Origin of the sequence: Acinetobacter sp. ABJ-A23_2, from assembly GCF_044538765.1 — a bacterium.
GTDB lineage: Bacteria > Pseudomonadota > Gammaproteobacteria > Pseudomonadales > Moraxellaceae > Acinetobacter > Acinetobacter nosocomialis_A.
In genome coordinates this window covers 1-20,188 of record NZ_JBIUCP010000001.1, presented here as the reverse complement: position 1 = coordinate 20,188, position 20,188 = coordinate 1, and the positions used below count along the sequence as shown (strand labels likewise).

The window sequence follows — 20,188 nt, the reverse complement described above, 5'->3', positions numbered from 1 at the left end:
ATTTACTCCTCAGGCAATAAACGTTCTTTTTCCCAAAGCGACTCAACCGTTTCACGTTCACGAATTAAATAGCTCTTTTCACCTGATACCATGACTTCTGCAGCACGGCCACGCGTGTTGTAATTTGAACTCATAACAAAGCCATAAGCCCCTGCACCGAGTACAGCCAACAAATCATTTTCTTGTAATGCGAGTGAGCGGTCTTTACCAATAAAGTCACCTGTCTCACAAATCGCACCAACGAGGTCCCATACTTTTTCTTCAGTATCGGTACGTGGCACAACAGGCTGAATATCCATCCAAGCTTCATATAAAGCAGGACGAATCAAATCATTCATTGCTGCATCAATAATCGCGAAGTTACGATGTGTCGTTGGTTTAAGCAAATCAACTTTGGTTAAAAGTACACCCGCATTTGCACTGATGCTACGGCCCGGCTCCATATAGACTTTTAAGCCTAACTTTTCTAAAGCAGGTTTCATAGAGTTTGCATATTCTTCAACACTTGGCGGTGTCTCATCTTTATAACAAACCCCTAAACCACCACCGATATCGATATGTTTAAGATTGATGCCTAGTTTTTTCAACTCATCAATCATCACAATGACACGGTCTAAAGCATCAACAAATGGTTTAGTTTCAGTGAGCTGTGAGCCAATGTGGCAGTCAATACCTACAATTTCAAGGTTAGGTAAAGAAGCTGCATATTGATAGGTTTCATAAACGGTATCACTTGGAATACCAAATTTATTTTCTTTTAAACCAGTTGAAATATAAGGATGTGTTTTTGCATCGACATCTGGATTTACACGTAATGAAACAGGTGCTTTTTTACCTAAGCGAGCAGCTACTTTTTGAATGCGGTCCAGCTCTGCATAAGACTCGACATTAAAACAAGCAATACCTACATTGAGTGATGTTTCAATATCTACTTCAGTTTTACCTAAACCTGAAAATACGATTTTAGAAGCATCCCCACCCGCTTTCAAAACACGAGCCAGCTCACCACCAGACACAATGTCAAAACCCGCACCAAGTTTTGCCAAGACACTAAGAACAGCCAAGTTTGAGTTAGACTTCACCGCAAAACAGATTTGATGATCAATAAAGTCAAAGGCACGATCCATATCTAAATAATGTTTTTCAAAAGCTGTTTTTGAATAAACATATAACGGTGTGCCAAATTGCTGCGCAAGCTGCTCTAAAGAACATTGCTCTGCATGCAATACTCCATTAATGCGGGTGAAACTCATGAATGTGTCCTTATTTCAAAGCTTAAGGTGAAGTTGTTTGGGTTGGAGCTGATGATGACTCGACTGACTGTTCAGCCTTTTCATCCTTTTGCACAACTTGTTTTGATTCTTTATTACGATAGAGCAAGTATTTTGCACGGTTGTCATAATTTGGATCAGAAGGTAGCTGTAATGCTCCTGACTGACCGCAAGCTGTAAGCAAAATACTGCTGCTCAATAAACTGATGAGGCAAATGACACGAAGCATCTGAGCACCTGATTTAAACAATTCGATGCAGTATACCGTGATCATGCAGGCGGCTAAAGAGTAAACTTGAATAGAAAAACAATATGCATAAAAAACGCCAGCTTTTCAGCCAGCGTTTAGTCATAAGCAAATCAATTTCATTACTTTTTATGACGTGGTTTATAGAAGAAGAAATAACCAATGATCAAGATAACAAACCAGATTGGGCTGACTTTCAGTGCTTTAAACGTGTCTGGCTCTAAAGACAACACGTAGATCATGCCCACAAAGAAAATAATCGTGATCCAACAAGTAAATAAACCACCCGGCAATTTAAATGTTGATTTGGCATGCAGTTCAGGACGCGTCGTGTAATAACGAATGTAGCTCCAGATAATCAGTAACCACACGCAAATGAACAAAATGGTTGAAAGCGTTGTTGCAAGTGTGAAAGCTTCAACTGTATTTGGTACAAAATACTGTAATGCCGCACCTAACAATAAACACGCAGCAGAGAAATACAATGCATTTGCAGGTACTGCACGTCTGTTCAATTTACCAAAAGCTTTCGGTCCTTGATCTTCACGAGATAAACCAAACAACATACGGCTTGTTGAGAATACACCGCTGTTCATTGACGACATAACCGATGACAATACCACTAAGTTCATCAAGATTGCTGCCGCTGCAATACCTGCTTGGCTAAACAAGTTTACAAATGGACTAATTGCCGGATCAATTCTGTTCCACGGCGTTACCGACATTACAATAAGCAATGCTAATACGTAGAAAATAATGATACGAACTGGAATTGAGTTAATTGCTTTAGGCAAATTACGCTCAGGATCTTTGGTCTCAGCAGCAGTTGTGCCGACAAGTTCTACACCAACGAAAGCAAAGATTGCGATCTGGAAGCCAGCCAAGAAACCATGCACCCCTGTTGGGAAGAAACCACCATTTGCCCACAAGTGGGTAAATGAAGCCACCTCGCCCGTACTAGAAGTAAAGCCGGTAAAGATCATCCACAGACCAACTGCAATTAAAATAATAATCGCAAGAATCTTAATAAGCGCAAACCAGAACTCTAACTCACCAAATAGACGTACAGTTAATAGGTTCAAACCCATAATAAATACAATAGCGGCAACACTAATCATTGCACCTTCCATAGGTGAGAAAGGCTGCCCGTTATTGAAGAATTGTAAGTAGTAGATAATTGCAGAAAGATCGGCGATACCAATCGTGATCCAGCACAACCAATAGGTCCACCCCACAAAATAACCTGCCCATGGGCCAATTAAATCTGTGGTGAAGTCAATAAATGATTTATAGGTCAGATTTGACAGGAGTAATTCGCCAAGCGCACGCATGACAAAAAACACCATCACACCAATAATCAAATAAATGAATAAGATAGATGGGCCGGCAAGACTAATCGTTTTACCTGACCCCATGAATAAACCAGTACCGATGGCACCACCAATTGCAATCAGCTGTAAATGCCGATTGGAAAGACTACGATGGAGCTCACCTTGTTCATGAGGGTCGCTCAGATTTTGATTCGACATTTTATGAATACACTCCAGTAATTTTTTTAGTCCGTTAGCTAAATTCAAATCAAAAAGACGATATCGCACCATTTGCAGGTATCTTTTTAAATGTATATTTTTTGACAACTTTTCAGCTAACCAATTTTTGTCTGTATGGCTGATAATTTCAAGATACATACAATTAAATCCGATAATACGCACAAGAACATAGCAATACAACGCACCTTCCAGTCTACAAATAAGACTTGAACCACCTTGATTTTTCAATTAAAAAAGGCAATCTGATCGATTGCCTTTTTATATTTTGCTTCTAAGTTATTTATTCTTGGGCAAAATTACGTTTTATTTTTGACTTATAAAAACCAAAGTAACCAATTGCAAGTACAAGGAACCAGATTGGGCTAACCATAAGCGACTTAGCTGTATCTGCTTCAAGGCTCAAAATCGCAATCGTAAATAAGAAGAAAGCAATAACGACATAACTCATCGCTACCCCACCCGGCATTTTAAAGTTCGATTTTTCATGTAGTTCAGGAGATAACTTACGGTAGCGGATGTAACACACCAAAATCAAAATCCATACCGTTAAGAATAAAATGGTGCATAACGTTGTTGCCAAGGTAAATGCTTCAATGGTATTGGGCACAAAATATTGTAATAAAGCACCACCCATAATACAGGCACAGGAAAAAATTAAACCATTTGCTGGAACTGCGCTTTTAGTCAGCTGACCCAAAGTTTCAGGTGCCTGACCATCACGCGATAAGCCGTACATCATTCGGCTAGTTGAAAAAATACCGCTGTTCATCGAAGACATTACCGATGACAACACCACTAGATTCATAATAATTGCAGCAGTTGGAATACCTGCCATTAAGAATAATTCAACGAATGGGCTACGATCTGCTTTTACCTGATCCCAAGGTGTTACAGACATCACCACCATTAATGCCAATACATAGAACAAAATGACACGAATCGGAATTGCGTTAATGGCTTTAGGCAAATGTTTATGAGGGTCTTTAGTTTCAGCAGCTGTAGTCCCGACCAGTTCTACCCCAATAAAAGCAAAGATCGCAATCTGGAAGCCAGCAAGGAAACCATTTACCCCATGAGGGAACATACCGCCATGATTCCAAATGTTAGATATTGCCGCAACAGAACCAGATGGTGATTGGAACTTGGTCACTACCATGTAGATGCCGGCAAGAACTAAAGCAATAATGGCAACAATTTTGATAATCGCAAACCAAAATTCAACTTCACCAAATAGACGAACCGTTAATAAGTTTAAAACTAATAAAAAGAGAACACAGCCCGCACTAATCATGGCCTGTTCTATTGGACTAAAACTGACTCCATTGGGTAGCCAAAAACTCAAATAGCTCGTCACCGCGGTTAAATCTGCCATACCTACGAGCACCCAGCTTACCCAGTAGGTCCACCCGACATAAAAGCCAGCCCAAGGGCCAATCAAATCATAAGCCATATCGACAAATGACTTATAATTTAGGTTGGAAAGTAAAACTTCTCCCAAAGCACGCATAAGAAAGAAAATCATGGTGCCAATAATTAAATAGATAAATAAAATTGACGGCCCCGCCAATGAAATAGTTTTGCCCGACCCCATAAACAGGCCTGTTCCAATGGCCCCTCCAATAGCGATCAATTGTAAATGGCGATTGGTCAGCTTGCGCTGTAAGTCGCCAGCATGATCATGATGCTGAAGATTAGACATAGGTAAATATCCTAAAAATTTCCCACCTTAGCTAAAGCAAAATACATTCCAATATTTTTGGACAACGCGTGAAAAATAGGCCTTTGAAAAATGATCGGGTTCTGCCTACGTTCAGGGTGTCGTTTTGCTATACTCTGTTTTTACTGATTATGAAGTTATCTAACCGAAGTCGAATATGAGCAAAGTCAAAACTGTTTACCGTTGCGAACAATGTGGTGCTGATCATCCTAAATGGGCCGGTCAATGTTCAGAGTGTGGTGAATGGAATTCTCTGACTGAAGTCAAACTCGAACCTACTACAGCGCATCGCGCTCGTCCTAAAATTGGTGGCTACGCAGGCCAAGTTGCCAATATCACAACACTAAACAAAGTCTCGGTTTCTCATGAAACCCGCTTACCTACAGGTATTAGCGAGTTTGACCGTGTGCTCGGCGGTGGCTTGGTCACAGGCTCCGTGGTACTCATTGGTGGTGACCCGGGTATTGGTAAATCGACTATTCTTTTGCAAACCGCAACCCACATGGCAAGTGCAAAAAGCTCTGCACTTTATATTACGGGTGAAGAATCGTTGTCTCAGGTGGCCTTACGTGCTCAGCGCCTTGACCTGCCGACAGATCAGTTAAAAGTTATGGCTGAAACCTGCGTTGAGCGAATTTGTGAAGTTTTAGAGCAAGAAAAACCTGTTGTTGCAATTTTGGACTCGATTCAAACGCTTTACACTGAAACACTCCAATCTGCACCAGGTGGTGTCTCACAAATTCGTGAATCTGCTGCGTTATTAACCCGTTATGCAAAAAATAGTGGCACGGCGTTATTTATTGTTGGTCACGTGACCAAAGAAGGTGCACTCGCAGGTCCGCGTGTTCTAGAACATATGGTGGACTGTGTACTTTATTTTGAAGGCCAGTCCGACTCACGTTACCGTATGATTCGTGCTGTGAAAAACCGTTTTGGTGCAGTCAATGAACTTGGTGTATTTGGCATGACCGATAAAGGCTTACGCGAAGTAGCCAACCCTTCTGCTATTTTCTTAAGTCGTTACGACGAAGCAATTCCCGGTTCAATTGTTATGATTAGCCGTGAAGGTACTCGCCCACTTTTAGTTGAAGTTCAAGCTTTAGTTGATGATGCCCAAGGACAACCTAGACGTGTCGCTCTTGGTCTTGAACAAAACCGCTTAAACATGTTGCTTGCTGTCATGCACCGTCATGGTGGTGTACAAACCACAGGACAAGATGTCTATGTCAACATAGTTGGTGGTTTAAAAATTACTGAAACAGGTTCTGACTTGGCTGTTTTACTGGCCTGTGCTTCGAGTTTACGTACCAAAGCATTGCCTCAGCAACTTGCAGTTTTTGGTGAAGTTGGACTTTCAGGTGAAATTCGCCCTGTACCAAATGGACAAGAGCGCTTAAAAGAAGCGGCAAAACATGGCTTTAAATATGTCATTTTACCTAGAGGCAACGCCCCACAAAAAGCGATTCCAGGGGTACAAGTGATTGCTGTGGCACGCTTACATGAAGCGCTGACCGAAGCGATGCAGCTCAGCGATGAATTGACATAAAAAAACATATTTTTATAGTTGAAATTTAGTGTAAATGGCTGCATAAATACTATTACAAATTAATTTTAAACAGGAATTTCCTATGGAAGTACACCAGCGCGGCTTGATAACCGGTATTTTAATGGCTGCTTTGGCAATTTCTCCTCTTGCTGAAGCAAAACGTGCAGGTGGTGGTAAAAGCCACGGCATGGCACGCTCTACCACTTCAAGCCAGTCATATCAACAACCTCGTCAAGTGGCTCCAGTTCAACAACCTGCTACAGCACCTCAGAGATCTGGTCCGGGTGTTGGTTCAATGGTTGCAGCTGGTGTAGCTGGTGCTGCCGTAGGTGCTGTTGCAGCACATGCTTTAGCTGATGACAAACCAACATCAACTGAACAACGTGTAACCCAGCCTGACAACGAGCAACAAGCTGCTCAAGCTCAACAGCAACAAGAGAAGAAAGGTGGTATCCCAGGTTGGTTATGGGTATTACTTGCTGCTGCTGTTGCCTTTTTTGTATTCCGCAAATTTGGCGGGAAAAAAAAATTAGCAGCAAATAATCCTTACGCTCCAAACAGCAACGGTCAAAACACATTTGGCCGTTCAGCTGCGCCAACGAACTCAAACGACAACACCAATATTTTTGGTCAGTCTGTTGGTGGTGGTACAGCAACTCAAGCTCCGTTTGGCGGTGCAACAACAAGTAATGGCAACCAGTTACCAGATGGTAGCGAACCTGCTTCTTTCTTACGTGTTGCTCGTCAGCGTTTTAACCACATTCAGTCAATTAACAGTGCAAGTAACATCGAAGAAATTCGTCGCTACTTAACCCCTGAACTTTATAACTCTATGTATAACGACATCATGGAGAACCAAGATCAGGACGTTGCCGAGTTTAGTAACTTAAATGCAATGGTTGTAGACAGTGCGACTGAAAATGGTCAATACATTGTGAGCGTACGCTTTACAGGTACAGTAAGTGAAGATTTAAATAGCTTGCCACAGCCATTTACTGAAATCTGGCACTTTGTAAAACCTGTTGGCTCTCAGCAAGACTGGGTTGTTGCAGGTATTCAACAAGCTTAATTTAAATAAGCTCCAAATAAAAAAGCCACAATATGTGGCTTTTTTATTTGCTCGCCCTCAGGCAATTTCAGCTGGAAATGCGATGACTTTTTCAATTTTAAGTTGATCGGTTGCGACCATGAGTAATCGGTCAATTCCTAAAGCAATTCCTGAACATTCAGGCATATGAGGCAAAGCTGCTAACAAGTGCTCATCTAATGGCATGACATGCAGCCCTTGCTTAGCCCGCTCTGCATTATCTGCTTCAAAGCGTGAACGTAACACTTCTGCATCGAGCAATTCATCGTAAGCATTGGCAAGCTCTAAGCCTTCAATATAAACCTCAAAACGTGCTGCGACCTCTTCCCCATCTTCATCTACTTTCACTTTTGCCAAAGACGCCATTTCTGGTGGAAAGTCAGTTAAAAAGATAGGCGCATCAAAACCTAAACTTGGCTCAACAAAATGAGAGAACAACAAATCCATATAAGCTAAGCGGTCATCACCTAAATCAAGATTTAATCCCACACGATTTGCAGTATCTTTGAGTTGCTTTAAAGTCGCTTGCAATGGGTTAATGTCCAAGCGGTCCTGAAAGGCATGTTTATAACTTAAAATAAACGGACGAACTTCCCCAAAACGATGCTGCAAACAGGTTTGTAATAAGTCTGCTGTTTCATGCATTAACGCTTTTAAGTCCAAACCCGGACGGTACCATTCGAGCATGGTAAATTCACTATTGTGTTTACGCCCGTGTTCATCGTCTCGGAAAACCTTACAGATTTGATAAATCGGCCCGCTACCACTTGCCAATAAACGCTTCATGGCAAACTCTGGCGAGGTTTGTAAATATTGAGTCTGCAACTTGCCATGAATATGGCGCAAAGTCTGAACCGAAGCCAAATGCACATCGGTAACGCCTGCTTGTGAAACGATTGGCGTTTCGACTTCCATGACATCACGTTCTGCAAAGAACTGGCGAATTTGGGTATAAAGCTTAGCACGAGCCTTTAAAGCATCAATTGAACAAGTAGGTTGATAACTTAAACTCATGCCTGTGGTCCCCCGTGTGCTGCCCATTCACGGCGCAGCGGATAATTCTTACGTAATAAATCAAATGCTTTTTGCTCTACTTTGCCGTCTTTAACACAGGCACGGATGTTGGCATCATCTTGAGCAATATCATAAATTTGAGCTAATTTTTGCTTGAGCACTTCCTTTAAATCATGTCCTGAAAAATAGTCTTCACATGCAGGCAACTGAGTCTCGAAACGCTTATTAATGTCATATCCAAATTTTTGGCAAAACGCTTCATAAATCATTTGTGTACCGCGTGCCTTACCTTCCAAGCTATAACCTGCGATATGCGGTGTTGCCAACGCCAACATATTTAAAAGCTCATCAGATATGACTGGCTCATGTTCAAATACATCGAGCACCACTTTTCGCTGGGTGCGTTGAATGTCTTGCATTAAAGCAGTTTCTTTCACCACCGGACCACGAGCGCTATTAATTAAAATGGTGTTAGGTTGAAGTTGTGCAAAAGTTTGTTCATTGAAAAGATGATACGTCGCATGTTCACCGTTTTTGGTGAGCGGCACATGAATGGAAATGGCATTGGCTTGTTGCAATAGGGTTTTAAAGCTTACATTTTCAATTGAATCTAACTGTACATATGGGTCAAAACCAATTACGTTCCAACCAAGTAACTGAGCCATATAAGCCAAACGTTTACCCACATTTCCAAGACCAACGATGCCTAGCGTAAATTTTTCTTGTCGTTCTAAAAGGTTTGTATCTAAATGCAGTAAAGCAGTAATCACATATTCAGCAACGGCTTGTGCGTTACAACCTGCTGCATTGGCCCATGTAATGTCATGTTTTTCTAAGGCTTGAATATCTAAATGATCGGTTCCGATTGTGGCACTACCCACATATTTTAAAGCGGTGTTTTGAATTAAACTTTCGTTCACTGCGGTGACTGAGCGAACCAATAAAGCTTCAGCATCTTTTACATCTGCGTGTGTTAAGGTGCGTCCTGCATGGTGTTGAATATCGCCAAATTCTGAAAAAAAGTAATCGGTAAATGCCAAGTTTTCATCTGCGACGATTTTCATTGTCTGCAACTCATAGCTTATAAAAACGTTATTATCCTTTGAGTTGTAGCAAAGCACAATGTTCGGGGCGTTAAATTACAACAAGGTTTCAAAGGTTAGTTCACCTACAAACCACCACCAAAATAAAAATAAGCCATCACAGCAAGAGTGAGCCACATTAAAATAATAAGTACAGCAACCAAATAATTTCGTGGCCCTTTTTCATGTTCTTCTAGCCATTCATTAGCTTGCTGTTCCGCATCGAAAATAACCTGTTGAGGGGTAAAACGAAGCGCTAACCAAATGAGTATGGGTAAAATGATGGCATCATCTACAAAGCCTAATATAGGAATAAAATCTGGAATTAAATCGATGGGACTAAAAGCATAAGCCACAGCCACGACCGCAATCACTTTGGGTAACCACGGCATTTGAGGATGCCTTGATGCGAACCAAAGCATAATAATTTGTTTTTTTAGACGTTTTGCCCATTCTTTTATTGATTGTACCCAAGACATTTGGACAGACTCTGAACCTTTAGAGTTTTATAATAATCTATAAAATCTATCCTTAGCTTAAAAGCAACAGAAATGTCAGATGAGCTTCGTTTTAAGCCCATCATATTGAACGATATATTTTAAATTTCTGTATATAAAACAAACCTGTCTCCCCTACAGAAACTTGCCAATGTGAGGCCAGATTGTTTGGCTAAGTGAATGGCCATACTGGTCGGTGCTGAAATTGAAGCGAGTAAGCTAATATTCAACTGGGCACATTTTCGTATCAGTTCATAACTTGCCCGACTGGTCATCACCACAAAACCTAAACTGGTGTCGTAGTTTTCTTGCGCCAAATAACCAATTAGTTTGTCTAAGGCATTATGGCGGCCAACATCTTCAAATAATGCCACGATTTGACCATCAACCACCCACGCTGCGGCATGTGCGCCACCTGTTAAAGCGGTAATTTCTTGCTGGGCTTTTAAATGGGAAATGGCACTCGGAATTTGCTCAAGCCAATTTTTTGATGCATGCGTTGTAATTTTCGGAACATCTAACTGAAACTGCTCTAAGCTCTCAATTCCACATAAGCCACAGCCTGTACGACCTACCATCATACGGCGGTGTTCTTTTAATGCGGCAAATGCTCTCGATGAAATGGTCATTTCCACCGTAATGCCCAATTCATTTTGATGTACATCAAGTGCATATAGCTCTTTTAAACTGGTCAAAATACCTTCTGAGAGACTAAAACCTTTGGCAAATAATTCGACATCGGTTGGTGTTGCCATCATCACCGCATGTGAAATACCGTTATACACCAAGGCGATTGGGTACTCTTGCACAATATGATCTAAAACATTTTCAGATTCGGTTTTGTTAAACCGCTGTACTTGTAATGTTTCAACCCCATAAGAATGTGGTGTCAAAATTATTTCCTTTATTTCAAAATGGCGCTTGTTTAGAGCGCCATTTATTTGAATTACATTTTAAATATCGTCTTAGATTTAAAGGCTGCTGACTTTTCTATCTGCATCTTCAGGGTCAACGGCTGTTGCCAAGTTAAAATGCTCAGGTGCATTTCCGGGATGCAAAATCACAGGAACACTTTTTGATGCCGGAATCTTGGCATATTTATCGTGACTGCTTAATGCCACCAAAGGATTGGTTTCCGGATAGTAAGCCGCCAAGCTGCCGCGTGGAATGTTGTACGGCACAATACGGAAACTATGCACAATACGTTTCACACCATCCGAGAACACACTTTCAATATCGACCCACTGGTTTGCTTCAAAGCCTGCTTCATCAATATCCGCTTGGTTCATAAACAACACACGGCGCTGACCAAACACTCCGCGGTAACGGTCATCTAGACCATATAAAGTGGTGTTGTATTGGTCATGAGAGCGAGTGGTCATTAAGGTATAGACCTTACTTTCGGTATATGCCGCAGCGTACTGATTTTCCTTATCGGCATAAACCTCACTCAGCGGCGTAATCATAAACTGCGCTTTACCACTCTTGGTATTCCAGATGTGCTGATTGGCTGGATGCTCTAGGTGGAAACCGCCCGGTTTATAAACACGTAAATTAAAGTCATGGAACTCATCAAATACATCGGCAATTGAGTCACGAATACGATCATAACTTTCGATGTACCATTTCCACTTAATTTGACTGTCTGGAAGTACTGCTTCAGCCATTCTTGCCACAATATCTGGTTCTGACAAAATATTTTTAGAAATTGGTGTATTGCGCCCTGCCGACAAGTGAACATTACTCATGGAGTCTTCAACCGAAATCGCTTGTGGGCCATGAAGCTGCTCATCAATTTCGGTACGGCCTAAACATGGCAAAATAAGAGCGTCTTTACCACATACCAAATGGCTACGATTTAACTTAGTGGCTACATGAACAGTTAAATCACATTTTCTAAGTGCTTCTTGGGTATATGGAGTATCGGGAGTTGCAACCGCAAAGTTTCCGCCCAAACCAATAAAGACTTTGACCTCGCCCTCAGCCATAGCTTTAATGGTTTCGACCACACCATGCCCATTTTTTCTTGGTGATTTAATACCGAATACACGGTCAATGCTATCGAGTAGTTTAGGGCTAGGCAGCTCATTAATCCCCATGGTGCGGTCGCCTTGCACGTTACTGTGCCCACGAACCGGACATAGTCCTGCACCTGGTCTGCCAATTTGACCACGCGCCAACAATAAATTTGCCAACATATGTACGTTAGCGGTTCCGTGGCGGTGCTGGGTAATCCCCATACCCCAACAGAAAATGGAGCGCTCTGATTCTAAAAAGAGTTTAGAGAGTTTTTCTAAATGTTCAGGTGACAGACCTGAGTGCTTATGAATATCTGCCCACTCAGTTCTTTCCACCTCAGCAATCATTTCATCGAAACCAACCGTATTCACCGCAATAAAGTTTCGGTCAAAAACACTCGGTTTACCTGAGGCAAGTGCTTTTTTATCCCACTCATTTAAATGCTTTAACATCCCTAACATGAGTGCATAGTCACCACCAATTTTAGGCTGGAAATAATAACGACTAATTGGCGTACTGCCGTTGGTCATCATTTCAAGCGGTGCTTGCGGATCTTGGAAACGCTCTAGGCCTCGTTCTTTAATTGGGTTAATCGCAATAATATTGCCGCCGCGTTTAGACACTTCACGTAAAGTACCTAACATACGCGGATGGTTGGTGCCGGGGTTATGCCCAAAACTAAAAATTGCATCGGCTATATCAAAGTCGTCTAGGGTGACTGTGCCCTTTCCTAAACCAATTGAGTCAAGCAAGCCAACACTTGTGGTTTCATGACACATGTTCGAACAGTCTGGAAAGTTATTTGTACCGAAGCTTCGCACAAACAATTGATATAAAAATGCTGCTTCGTTACTGGCACGGCCCGACGTATAAAATGCCGCTTGGTCAGGGTTGTCTAGTGCATGTAAATGTTGAGCGATGAGCTTAAATGCATCGTCCCAAGAAATAGGCACATATTTATCGGTTGCAGCATCATAACGAACTGGGTCGGTTAAGCGGCCTAGGTCTTCTAGGAAGAAGTCACTTTGTTCTGACAGCCAACTGACGGTATGTCCTGCGAAATATTCGGGAGTAACGGTTTTACTCGTCGCTTCAAAGGCAACCGCTTTGGCACCATTTTCACAAAAGTTAAATGCGTGAGCGTCTTTCTTTTCTGGCCATGCACAGCCGGGACAGTCAAAACCTGTCGGCTGGTTAATGTTGAGTAAGGTAATTGAGCCTTTGCCTAAAATATCTTGTCGCTTTAGGTTTCGAGCAACACTCAGCAGTGCGCCCCACCCGCCAGCAGGATGAGTATATGGCTCAATTCGCGCAAAACTATTATTTTCCTGTATGTGCTTTTGTTCTTCTGAATTATCCACTTTTTCATCCTCTTATCTTTTTTACACTCAACAGGCTCAGTGAAATCACAATTTAATTATGGTTTGATCAAAGCTACCCGCTGTTTACCCATGAGTAGAGTCTGCTTTTTATGTTATTGCTCATCTTTTAAAAGCTGGCTCAACTGCTCTTATAATATGTGCCATATTATTTACAATTACAATCATTCAACCCAATCACATTATTTATATAAAAACATATAAAACAATGGGTTAAAAATTTAATGGCTGTGTTTTTTACAGATAAAAACATTATTGGGTTTCATTTTTAACAGTTTGAAAGCGTTTTAAAATTGACACTTACATGTGTTTATCTATGGTTTTTTGGTATTAAGCAGTATAAAACAATGAGAAACTTATCCTTATTAGAGCATTTATGAAGGTTGTGATCGCCCCTGACTCATTTAAAGACAGCTTATCTGCTTTGAAGGTAGCGCAAGCCATTGCCGAAGGGTGGCAAGCGGTTTTTCCTCATGCAGAAACTGTTTTATGCCCAATGGCAGATGGCGGTGAAGGAACCATTGAAGCTGTTTTAGAAGTCTGCGAAGGTCAATGGCGTGAAAAAACTGTAGTCGGGCCATTAGGTCAACCTGTTCAAGCCAAATGGGGATGGTTAGAGCATCAGAAAATCGCCATCATTGAAATGGCTCAAGCGAGCGGCATACAGTTAGTTCCACCGTCTGAGCGGGATGCTTGCCACAGCACAACCTTTGGCACAGGCCAGCTCATTCTGGATGCTTTAGACGCAGGCGCAAAAGACATTATTTTAACCGTGGGCGGTAGTGCTACTAATGATGGCGGCACAGGTTTACTCAGTGCTTTGGGCGCAGTTTTACTCGGTGCCAATCAAAACGTTTTACCCGCAGGTGGCCTCGCTCTAAGCAACCTATCCAAAATTGATTTAACGCACTTTGACCCACGCATTCAGCATACACGGTTTTTACTGGCTGCCGATGTGACCAATCCACTCTGCGGTCCAAAAGGCGCATCTCATATTTTTGGCCCACAAAAAGGGGTTTCCCCTGCTCAAGTACAGTTACTCGATGCAGCACTTGCCCATTTTGCCGATGTCACGGCACAACTTTTAGGTTTCGACAAACGAGATGAAGCAGGCTCAGGTGCTGCTGGCGGTTTAGGCTTTGCAGCCAAAAGTTATTTAAATGCAGACTTTAAAGCTGGTGTTAAAGTCGTAGCCGAACTGAATCAACTTGAGCATAAAATTGCTAACGCAGATTGGGTCATTACAGGCGAAGGTAAATTTGACCAACAAACCTTAAGCGGTAAAACCGTATTTGGGGTGAGTCAAATTGCTAAGGCGCACAATGTTCCTGTGATTGTTATTGCAGGCGCTTTAGGCGAAGGTTACCAAGCGCTTTATGAGCATGGCGTTACGGCTGCTTTTTCACTCGCCAATGGCCCCATTACATTAGAACAGGCCTGCGAATATGCAGCAGAACTTATTTATGAAAGAACCGTCGATATTGCGAGATTAATTCAGTTTAGCCAAACCAGTTTAACGGATAACAAAGCTTAATCGGCTAATTTTAAAAGACTTTCTTTGCAGCTTTCCAATATTTCATCGCTAAGGTTTGATTGGTCTAGGCATGCGCGAGACAAGGCAATTGCCCCTACAGATTGGGCAAGAATATTAATGGCTTGCTTTCTCAACTCTGGTGTTTCCAAAGAAACTTGTTTGGCTCGTTCGTTCATAATGAACTGAATAAGTTGCTCAATGCCTTCTTCAAATTCGACTTTTACTTCGTCTGGCTGTCTTGCGGCATCACAAGATAGCGCTGTTAGTGTGCAGCCCAAATCTCGATTATCTCGATGAGTGCGGGACACATAAAGCTGAATAAATTGAGTTAAGTTTAAACCTTCGATTCTTTTTAAAACCTGCTCAAGCCCATGTTTAACGGTAATTGAGACAAGGTCAGTCTTCGAGCTGAAATGTTTATAAAAGCCGCCGTGGGTAAAACCTGCGCTAGACATTAACTCGGCAATGCCGACCCCATCGTAGCCTTTGCTACGAAACAGTTGAGTCGCCTTTTCAACAATTTTATCTCGGTTTTCTTTTACCTGAGTTTTACTGACTTTCATGTTGGCGCACCCACTTTTATTCACCCTACTGGTCATAATTATACATTGATTATGATTGACATCAAAAATTAGTTATTTTAGATTATGATCATCATCTAAAAATTAAAGCGTGGAGACATCACATGTCAGCTCAGTCAAAAGTACTTATTACAGGGGCTTCGTCAGGGATTGGTTCTGTCTATGCAGACCGATTTGCTCAACGTGGTCATAACTTAATTCTGGTTGCACGAGACACAACCCGTTTAGATAAAATCTCAAAAGATCTTCAAGAAAAATACGGTGTACAAGTCGAGTTCATTCAAGCCGATTTATCAAAGGATCAAGACATCAGTAAAATTGAAGATGTACTCAAAAACGATGCTGATATTGAAATTTTGGTAAATAACGCAGGGATTACACTAAGCGGGAACTTTTTAGCTCAGGATATTAAAGAAATTGAAACACTCATGACTTTAAATATGACGGCGGTGGTTCGATTGTCTCATGCAGTTTCAGAGCAACTTGTGCGTAAAGGTAAAGGCTCAATTATTAATTTAGGTTCTGTGGTTGGGTTGTCCCCTGAATTTGGCTCTACCATTTATGGTGCAAGTAAGTCTTTCATACATTTTTTTAGCCAAGGCTTACATTTAGAGTTAAAAGATCATGGCGTACATGTGCAAGCCGTATTGCCTTCTGCCACTAAAACCGAAATTTGGGAACGTTCAGGCATCGATTTAAGCCAAGTTCCGCCATTAATGGATGTCAATGATTTGGTCGATGCTGCTCTAATCGGCTTTGATCGCAAAGAAACAATTACAATTCCTGTGCTTAAAGACGAAAATCAATGGAATAATTTTGAAAAATCACGTATCACTTTACTACCAAACTTTTCTTCGGCTGAAGTAGCTCAACGTTATAAAGCTAACTAGTATTGCTACCCACCTCTTAAGTAGGAAAATCTTATGAATGTTATTGATGCTCTCCGTAAGCGCCGTGCAATTAAACGCTTCGACCCTTCTTTTGAATTATCTGAAGATAACAAGAAAGAGTTATTACAAGAAGTTTTAGCAAATGCACCAAGTGCTTTTAACTTGCAACATTGGCGTCCAGTGATTATTGAAGACACTGAGTTAAGACAAAAAATTCGTGCCATTGCTTGGGACCAACCACAAGTTACAGAAGCATCTTTACTGATTGTGTTATGTGCAAAAGTAAATACATGGGAAGTTGATGCTAAACGTGTATGGGATGGCGCGACTCCAGAAGTTCAAAATATTATGGCTGGTGCAATTGACCAGTATTATCGTGACCGCCCACAAACCCAACGTGACGAAGTGATGCGTAGTGCGGGCATTTTTGCTCAAACCCTCATGTTACTTGCTCAAGAACATGGTTTAGATAGCTGCCCGATGGATGGTTTTGACTTTGACGCTATGGCGAAGCTCGTTAACTTGCCTGAAGACCATGTGGTGTGTTTAATGATTGCTGTTGGTAAGTCAGCTTCTGAGCCTTACCCACGTGTAGGTAAACTTCCTTACGACGATGTGATTATTCAAAATACATTCTAAGTCGTTATTCAAATTTTAGGCTTTCATCCTATTTGTTCTTTTTATTATAAATAGCTGGAAGCCTTTAATTTAGTATTCATTTAGGCGCTAAAAATTATAAACTTGCGAATAGAAAATTAAGCGACTTTATTCCTATCATCTTCTATGTATGACATCGTAATATTAATTAAGCAGTCAACTAACTCTTCAAAAGTAAAACCCATATTTTCAGACGTAAAAAAGTTCATTGTTAAAGCGATACTTGAGTGAATTAAAATATAAACCATCATTTTTAAATTTTTGATTTTTAATACTTCTGGATGTTTCATCGCATATTCAATAGCTAATACATTTATCGCTTTCACAGCTTTTACCTGACTTGCTTCCGTACTGTATTTAGAAGAAACACTGAGCCAATAAAAATATTTATTATTATCTTTCGCCAAAAGTTCACCAATTTTTAAAAAAATTGTTCGGATTGCTTCAGGGATCTCTAAATCTAAAATTTCAGGAATCACCTCATAAATGGCTTTTGATATCTCCACAATGAAGTGTTGCTGCATCTCGATAAAAAGCGCGTCTTTATTTTTGAAATATTCATAAAAACTTCCCGATCCGACGCCTGCAATCTCACAAACTTTAAGTACAGTCGTATGCTCCAAGCCATTTTTCATAACAGAGATAAATCCTGCACTCACTATAGATTTAAATGTATTTTTCGCTCTATTTTGTTTTGGTTTTCTTGTAGTTACCTTCATTTTTTATCCTTATAAATATCCGGCTTTTTTCCGTATAAATTCATTGATAAATTCTAATAGAAATCAAAATTTGATCAATTATTTTTTAAAAGATGAGTTAGAAAAATGAATACAGCTCTAGCATCAAATCAAAAAATAGTTCGCCGTAATGTTGAGCTTTCTTACGATGCGAATAAAAGTTACTCTTTTTATTATGAGGAAAATCCTGTCGTCACTTCTTTGTTTGTTGTACTTTCCGCAATGTTTCCTCCGGGTGAAATGTTTTTTATAGAAAGTATTAGAAACGTTCGAAGCCAAATTAAGGATGAAAACTTATTAGAAGATATAAGAGCTTTTATTGCTCAAGAAGCTTTTCATAGCCGTGAACATAAAACATTGAACAATCATTTCCTCCGTTCTAACTATCCTGAAGTGGTCGAAATTGAGGCTAAAACCAAAGCCCGTTTAGATAAATTACGTAAACTTTCAGCAGTCGAACAAGTCGCTGCTACCGTAGTGATGGAACATTACACAGCTACACTTGCTCGCCTATTGCTCACAGACCAGTTAATTAAAGAAAAAACTACGCAAGAAAGCAGAAATCTTTGGGAGTGGCATGCCCTTGAAGAACTTGAGCATAAATCGGTCGCGTTTGATGTATTAAATGCGATAGGAGGAAATTCTAGCAAAAACAGAAAACTCGCTTTAGCTAGAGTCACAAAACTTATCATGCCTATTATGTTTGAATATTGGATCAAGATTTTAAAAAGAAAAGATATAAAATTCACCTTCAAACAATTGAAGGATGGGGTTTATTTAGGATTTGGCGGAGTTAATCGGTTAGGAATTTTATCGAAAGCATTTGTAGATATGCTTGATGTCAGAGACGAAGGTTTTAATCCTCTACATATGCAAACCGAACAGTTAGAAGCTGAATTTCGAGAAAAGCTTTTTGGCCAACAAGGGTTTCTCAAAGAAGCGCTGAGCTAGAAAAGCAATATATAAGGCCCTCATCTGAGGGCTTTTTCAGACTTAATTCTCTTTAAAAAAAGTGTAGAGATTACATAGGTTCGCTAAATTTAAACTGCTTTAAAAAGCGCATTAATAATCTATCATTTTCATCGGCCTGTTCTGATATTAAAAGCTGAAGAATTGCGCCATCAATCATATATAAAAACAGTCTGGCATCAGTAAAAGAAACATCAGCTTTGAGTAATCTAAGTTGGCTATAAATTTCATTGGTCAGCCATGTTCTATACCTTACTGCGGTTTGGTAAGCGTTTGGATAGCTGTTTTTAGTTTCAAAAATGGCCTTAAATAATAAGTAATACTGCCCTTCTAAGTTGGTATGTAGCTCATAAAGATTCTTAAGTTTATCGATTGTGCTTGTGTCATGGTCGTACTCCACCATTGCAACCACTTGGTCTTGCAGCCGTTCTTTTTGCACAATTAGACAGATATCAATGAAGCGTTCCTTCGAGTGAAAATAGTTATAAAACGTCATTTTATTCACTTCGGTTTCTCTCACAATTTTGTCGACACCGACCATGTGAAAGCCACCGTAGTGGAACAAATCGATCCCTTTTTTGACCACCTCAAAAGCACGTGTTGGGAGAATTAAATTTGGCATAGTTTTACCGTTATAAATTAAATTTTTGTTGTATATAAATGAGATATAAAAACCTTTTAATTTTTTAAAGCTGAAAAAAAGGCGTAGCAAAGCCTATAAAGGCTGTGCTTGGCACATCTCAAGTTTTGTTGTTGCTGCAAGTTTTTAGTCGTGACGATTTAAAGCCTGATTTGCCGCATGGCGATCAAACTTGTTAAAAACTAAGTTGTGTTGTTATAGCTTTTGGCAAAGGTTGCCAAGAAATAATGGATGTGCAAAGCCAACTCCTTTTTATAGGGAGTTCTGCCAGACATTTATAGAATTATGGTGGCAGAACGAGAAAGGGTTAGCAGACTAGTATTATCTCAAACTAGCACACCCGTAGGTGTCCCTTCCCCGTCCTACCGCTACGGGAAAGGAACGAGTGGCTACCACATATGAGTATTCCTCAGAAGGAATGGCTCTGATGCGGGAGATAATATACGGTCTGCTAAAACCGACTGGCAATGTGGCCAGCAGGCAAAGAATAGTGCTCAACCCTTTTGCAGTCAAGCACACAAAATGACATTTGTTTTAAATTAGATCATTAAAAAGTAAGGATAAATAATGAGATAGTTATTGTTAAATGGGGGTTTATAAAGGGGAAAAAAACAGCCTTGGAGGATTGCTTACAATATGTATGTAGTATATTAATTTTTAAATTAGCTAATATAAATATACTAGAAAACTTACTAAACTATTGAATAGCACAATTATTTATATAAGAATTTCCTATATTAAAGAGACTCTTATATGACATCTGTTCTTGAT

The 20,188-nt window shown here is 40.4% G+C and carries 18 protein-coding genes; 6 read left to right on the top strand and 12 right to left on the bottom strand.

The window, feature by feature from the left end; genetic code table 11:
• Positions 1–2: 2 nt before the first annotated feature.
• The 4 genes from lysA to ACH63V_RS00075 form a co-directional block, all read right to left on the bottom strand.
• On the bottom strand, positions 3–1,253 hold the full coding sequence (lysA, locus tag ACH63V_RS00090) for a diaminopimelate decarboxylase (protein ID WP_396462394.1): 1,251 nt from the start codon (positions 1,251–1,253) through the stop codon (positions 3–5).
• Between the two features lie 22 nt (positions 1,254–1,275).
• Positions 1,276–1,500 (bottom strand): lipoprotein, encoded by a 225-nt coding sequence (locus ACH63V_RS00085; protein WP_396462393.1) that lies wholly within the window; start codon positions 1,498–1,500, stop codon positions 1,276–1,278.
• Between the two features lie 140 nt (positions 1,501–1,640).
• Complete coding sequence (locus ACH63V_RS00080) at positions 1,641–3,047, bottom strand: amino acid permease (protein WP_263614411.1); 1,407 nt, start codon at positions 3,045–3,047, stop codon at positions 1,641–1,643.
• Positions 3,048–3,348: 301 nt separating this feature from the next.
• Positions 3,349–4,767, bottom strand: a complete 1,419-nt coding sequence (locus ACH63V_RS00075; RefSeq protein WP_396462392.1) for an amino acid permease — start codon at positions 4,765–4,767, stop codon at positions 3,349–3,351.
• Between the two features lie 175 nt (positions 4,768–4,942).
• On the opposite strand from ACH63V_RS00075, the gene radA reads away from it, so the two are divergent.
• Complete coding sequence (radA, locus tag ACH63V_RS00070) at positions 4,943–6,331, top strand: DNA repair protein RadA (RefSeq protein WP_304402689.1); 1,389 nt, start codon at positions 4,943–4,945, stop codon at positions 6,329–6,331.
• An 82-nt stretch (positions 6,332–6,413) separates the two neighbouring features.
• On the top strand, positions 6,414–7,400 hold the full coding sequence (locus tag ACH63V_RS00065; RefSeq protein ID WP_263614413.1) for a Tim44-like domain-containing protein: 987 nt from the start codon (positions 6,414–6,416) through the stop codon (positions 7,398–7,400).
• A gap of 57 nt (positions 7,401–7,457) precedes the next feature.
• On the opposite strand, the gene epmA is transcribed toward ACH63V_RS00065, so the two are convergent.
• From epmA to ACH63V_RS00040, 5 genes are all read right to left on the bottom strand, one after another.
• Complete coding sequence (epmA, locus tag ACH63V_RS00060) at positions 7,458–8,432, bottom strand: EF-P lysine aminoacylase EpmA (RefSeq protein WP_343569063.1); 975 nt, start codon at positions 8,430–8,432, stop codon at positions 7,458–7,460.
• Positions 8,429–9,496, bottom strand: a complete 1,068-nt coding sequence (locus tag ACH63V_RS00055; protein ID WP_396462391.1) for a 4-phosphoerythronate dehydrogenase — start codon at positions 9,494–9,496, stop codon at positions 8,429–8,431. The genes epmA and ACH63V_RS00055 overlap by 4 nt, the downstream gene beginning before the upstream one ends.
• 104 nt (positions 9,497–9,600) lie before the next feature.
• Entirely contained in the window at positions 9,601–9,993 is a 393-nt protein-coding gene (locus tag ACH63V_RS00050; protein WP_209045448.1) for a YkvA family protein, read from the bottom strand.
• Positions 9,994–10,112: 119 nt separating this feature from the next.
• The gene (gene fdhD, locus ACH63V_RS00045) at positions 10,113–10,904 is read right to left on the bottom strand and encodes a formate dehydrogenase accessory sulfurtransferase FdhD (RefSeq protein WP_263614416.1); all 792 of its coding nucleotides are present in this window, start codon (positions 10,902–10,904) and stop codon (positions 10,113–10,115) included.
• 78 nt (positions 10,905–10,982) lie between these two features.
• Positions 10,983–13,391 carry an FdhF/YdeP family oxidoreductase gene (locus ACH63V_RS00040; protein ID WP_311086754.1) on the bottom strand — a complete coding sequence of 803 codons (2,409 nt, stop codon included), beginning with the start codon at positions 13,389–13,391 and terminating at the stop codon, positions 10,983–10,985.
• 394 nt (positions 13,392–13,785) lie between these two features.
• Between ACH63V_RS00040 and ACH63V_RS00035 the strand changes: the two genes are divergently transcribed.
• The gene (locus tag ACH63V_RS00035) at positions 13,786–14,943 is read left to right on the top strand and encodes a glycerate kinase (protein ID WP_396462390.1); all 1,158 of its coding nucleotides are present in this window, start codon (positions 13,786–13,788) and stop codon (positions 14,941–14,943) included.
• Here the strand turns inward: ACH63V_RS00035 and ACH63V_RS00030 are convergent.
• On the bottom strand, positions 14,940–15,506 hold the full coding sequence (locus ACH63V_RS00030; RefSeq protein ID WP_396462389.1) for a TetR/AcrR family transcriptional regulator: 567 nt from the start codon (positions 15,504–15,506) through the stop codon (positions 14,940–14,942). The genes ACH63V_RS00035 and ACH63V_RS00030 overlap by 4 nt on opposite strands.
• Positions 15,507–15,628: 122 nt before the next feature.
• Here ACH63V_RS00030 and ACH63V_RS00025 point away from each other — a divergent pair, with 122 nt between their 5' ends.
• Both ACH63V_RS00025 and ACH63V_RS00020 read left to right on the top strand, forming a co-directional pair.
• Positions 15,629–16,414, top strand: coding sequence for an SDR family NAD(P)-dependent oxidoreductase (locus ACH63V_RS00025; RefSeq protein WP_396462388.1), 786 nt, complete (start codon positions 15,629–15,631; stop codon positions 16,412–16,414).
• Positions 16,415–16,447: 33 nt separating this feature from the next.
• Complete coding sequence (locus ACH63V_RS00020) at positions 16,448–17,053, top strand: nitroreductase family protein (protein WP_396462387.1); 606 nt, start codon at positions 16,448–16,450, stop codon at positions 17,051–17,053.
• A gap of 116 nt (positions 17,054–17,169) precedes the next feature.
• On the opposite strand, the gene ACH63V_RS00015 is transcribed toward ACH63V_RS00020, so the two are convergent.
• The gene (locus ACH63V_RS00015; protein ID WP_396462386.1) at positions 17,170–17,790 is read right to left on the bottom strand and encodes a TetR/AcrR family transcriptional regulator; all 621 of its coding nucleotides are present in this window, start codon (positions 17,788–17,790) and stop codon (positions 17,170–17,172) included.
• Positions 17,791–17,895: 105 nt separating this feature from the next.
• Between ACH63V_RS00015 and ACH63V_RS00010 the strand changes: the two genes are divergently transcribed.
• Positions 17,896–18,759 carry a metal-dependent hydrolase gene (locus tag ACH63V_RS00010; RefSeq protein ID WP_016805063.1) on the top strand — a complete coding sequence of 288 codons (864 nt, stop codon included), beginning with the start codon at positions 17,896–17,898 and terminating at the stop codon, positions 18,757–18,759.
• Positions 18,760–18,829: 70 nt separating this feature from the next.
• On the opposite strand, the gene ACH63V_RS00005 is transcribed toward ACH63V_RS00010, so the two are convergent.
• Complete coding sequence (locus tag ACH63V_RS00005; RefSeq protein WP_233929942.1) at positions 18,830–19,399, bottom strand: TetR/AcrR family transcriptional regulator; 570 nt, start codon at positions 19,397–19,399, stop codon at positions 18,830–18,832.
• Positions 19,400–20,188 lie beyond the last annotated feature (789 nt).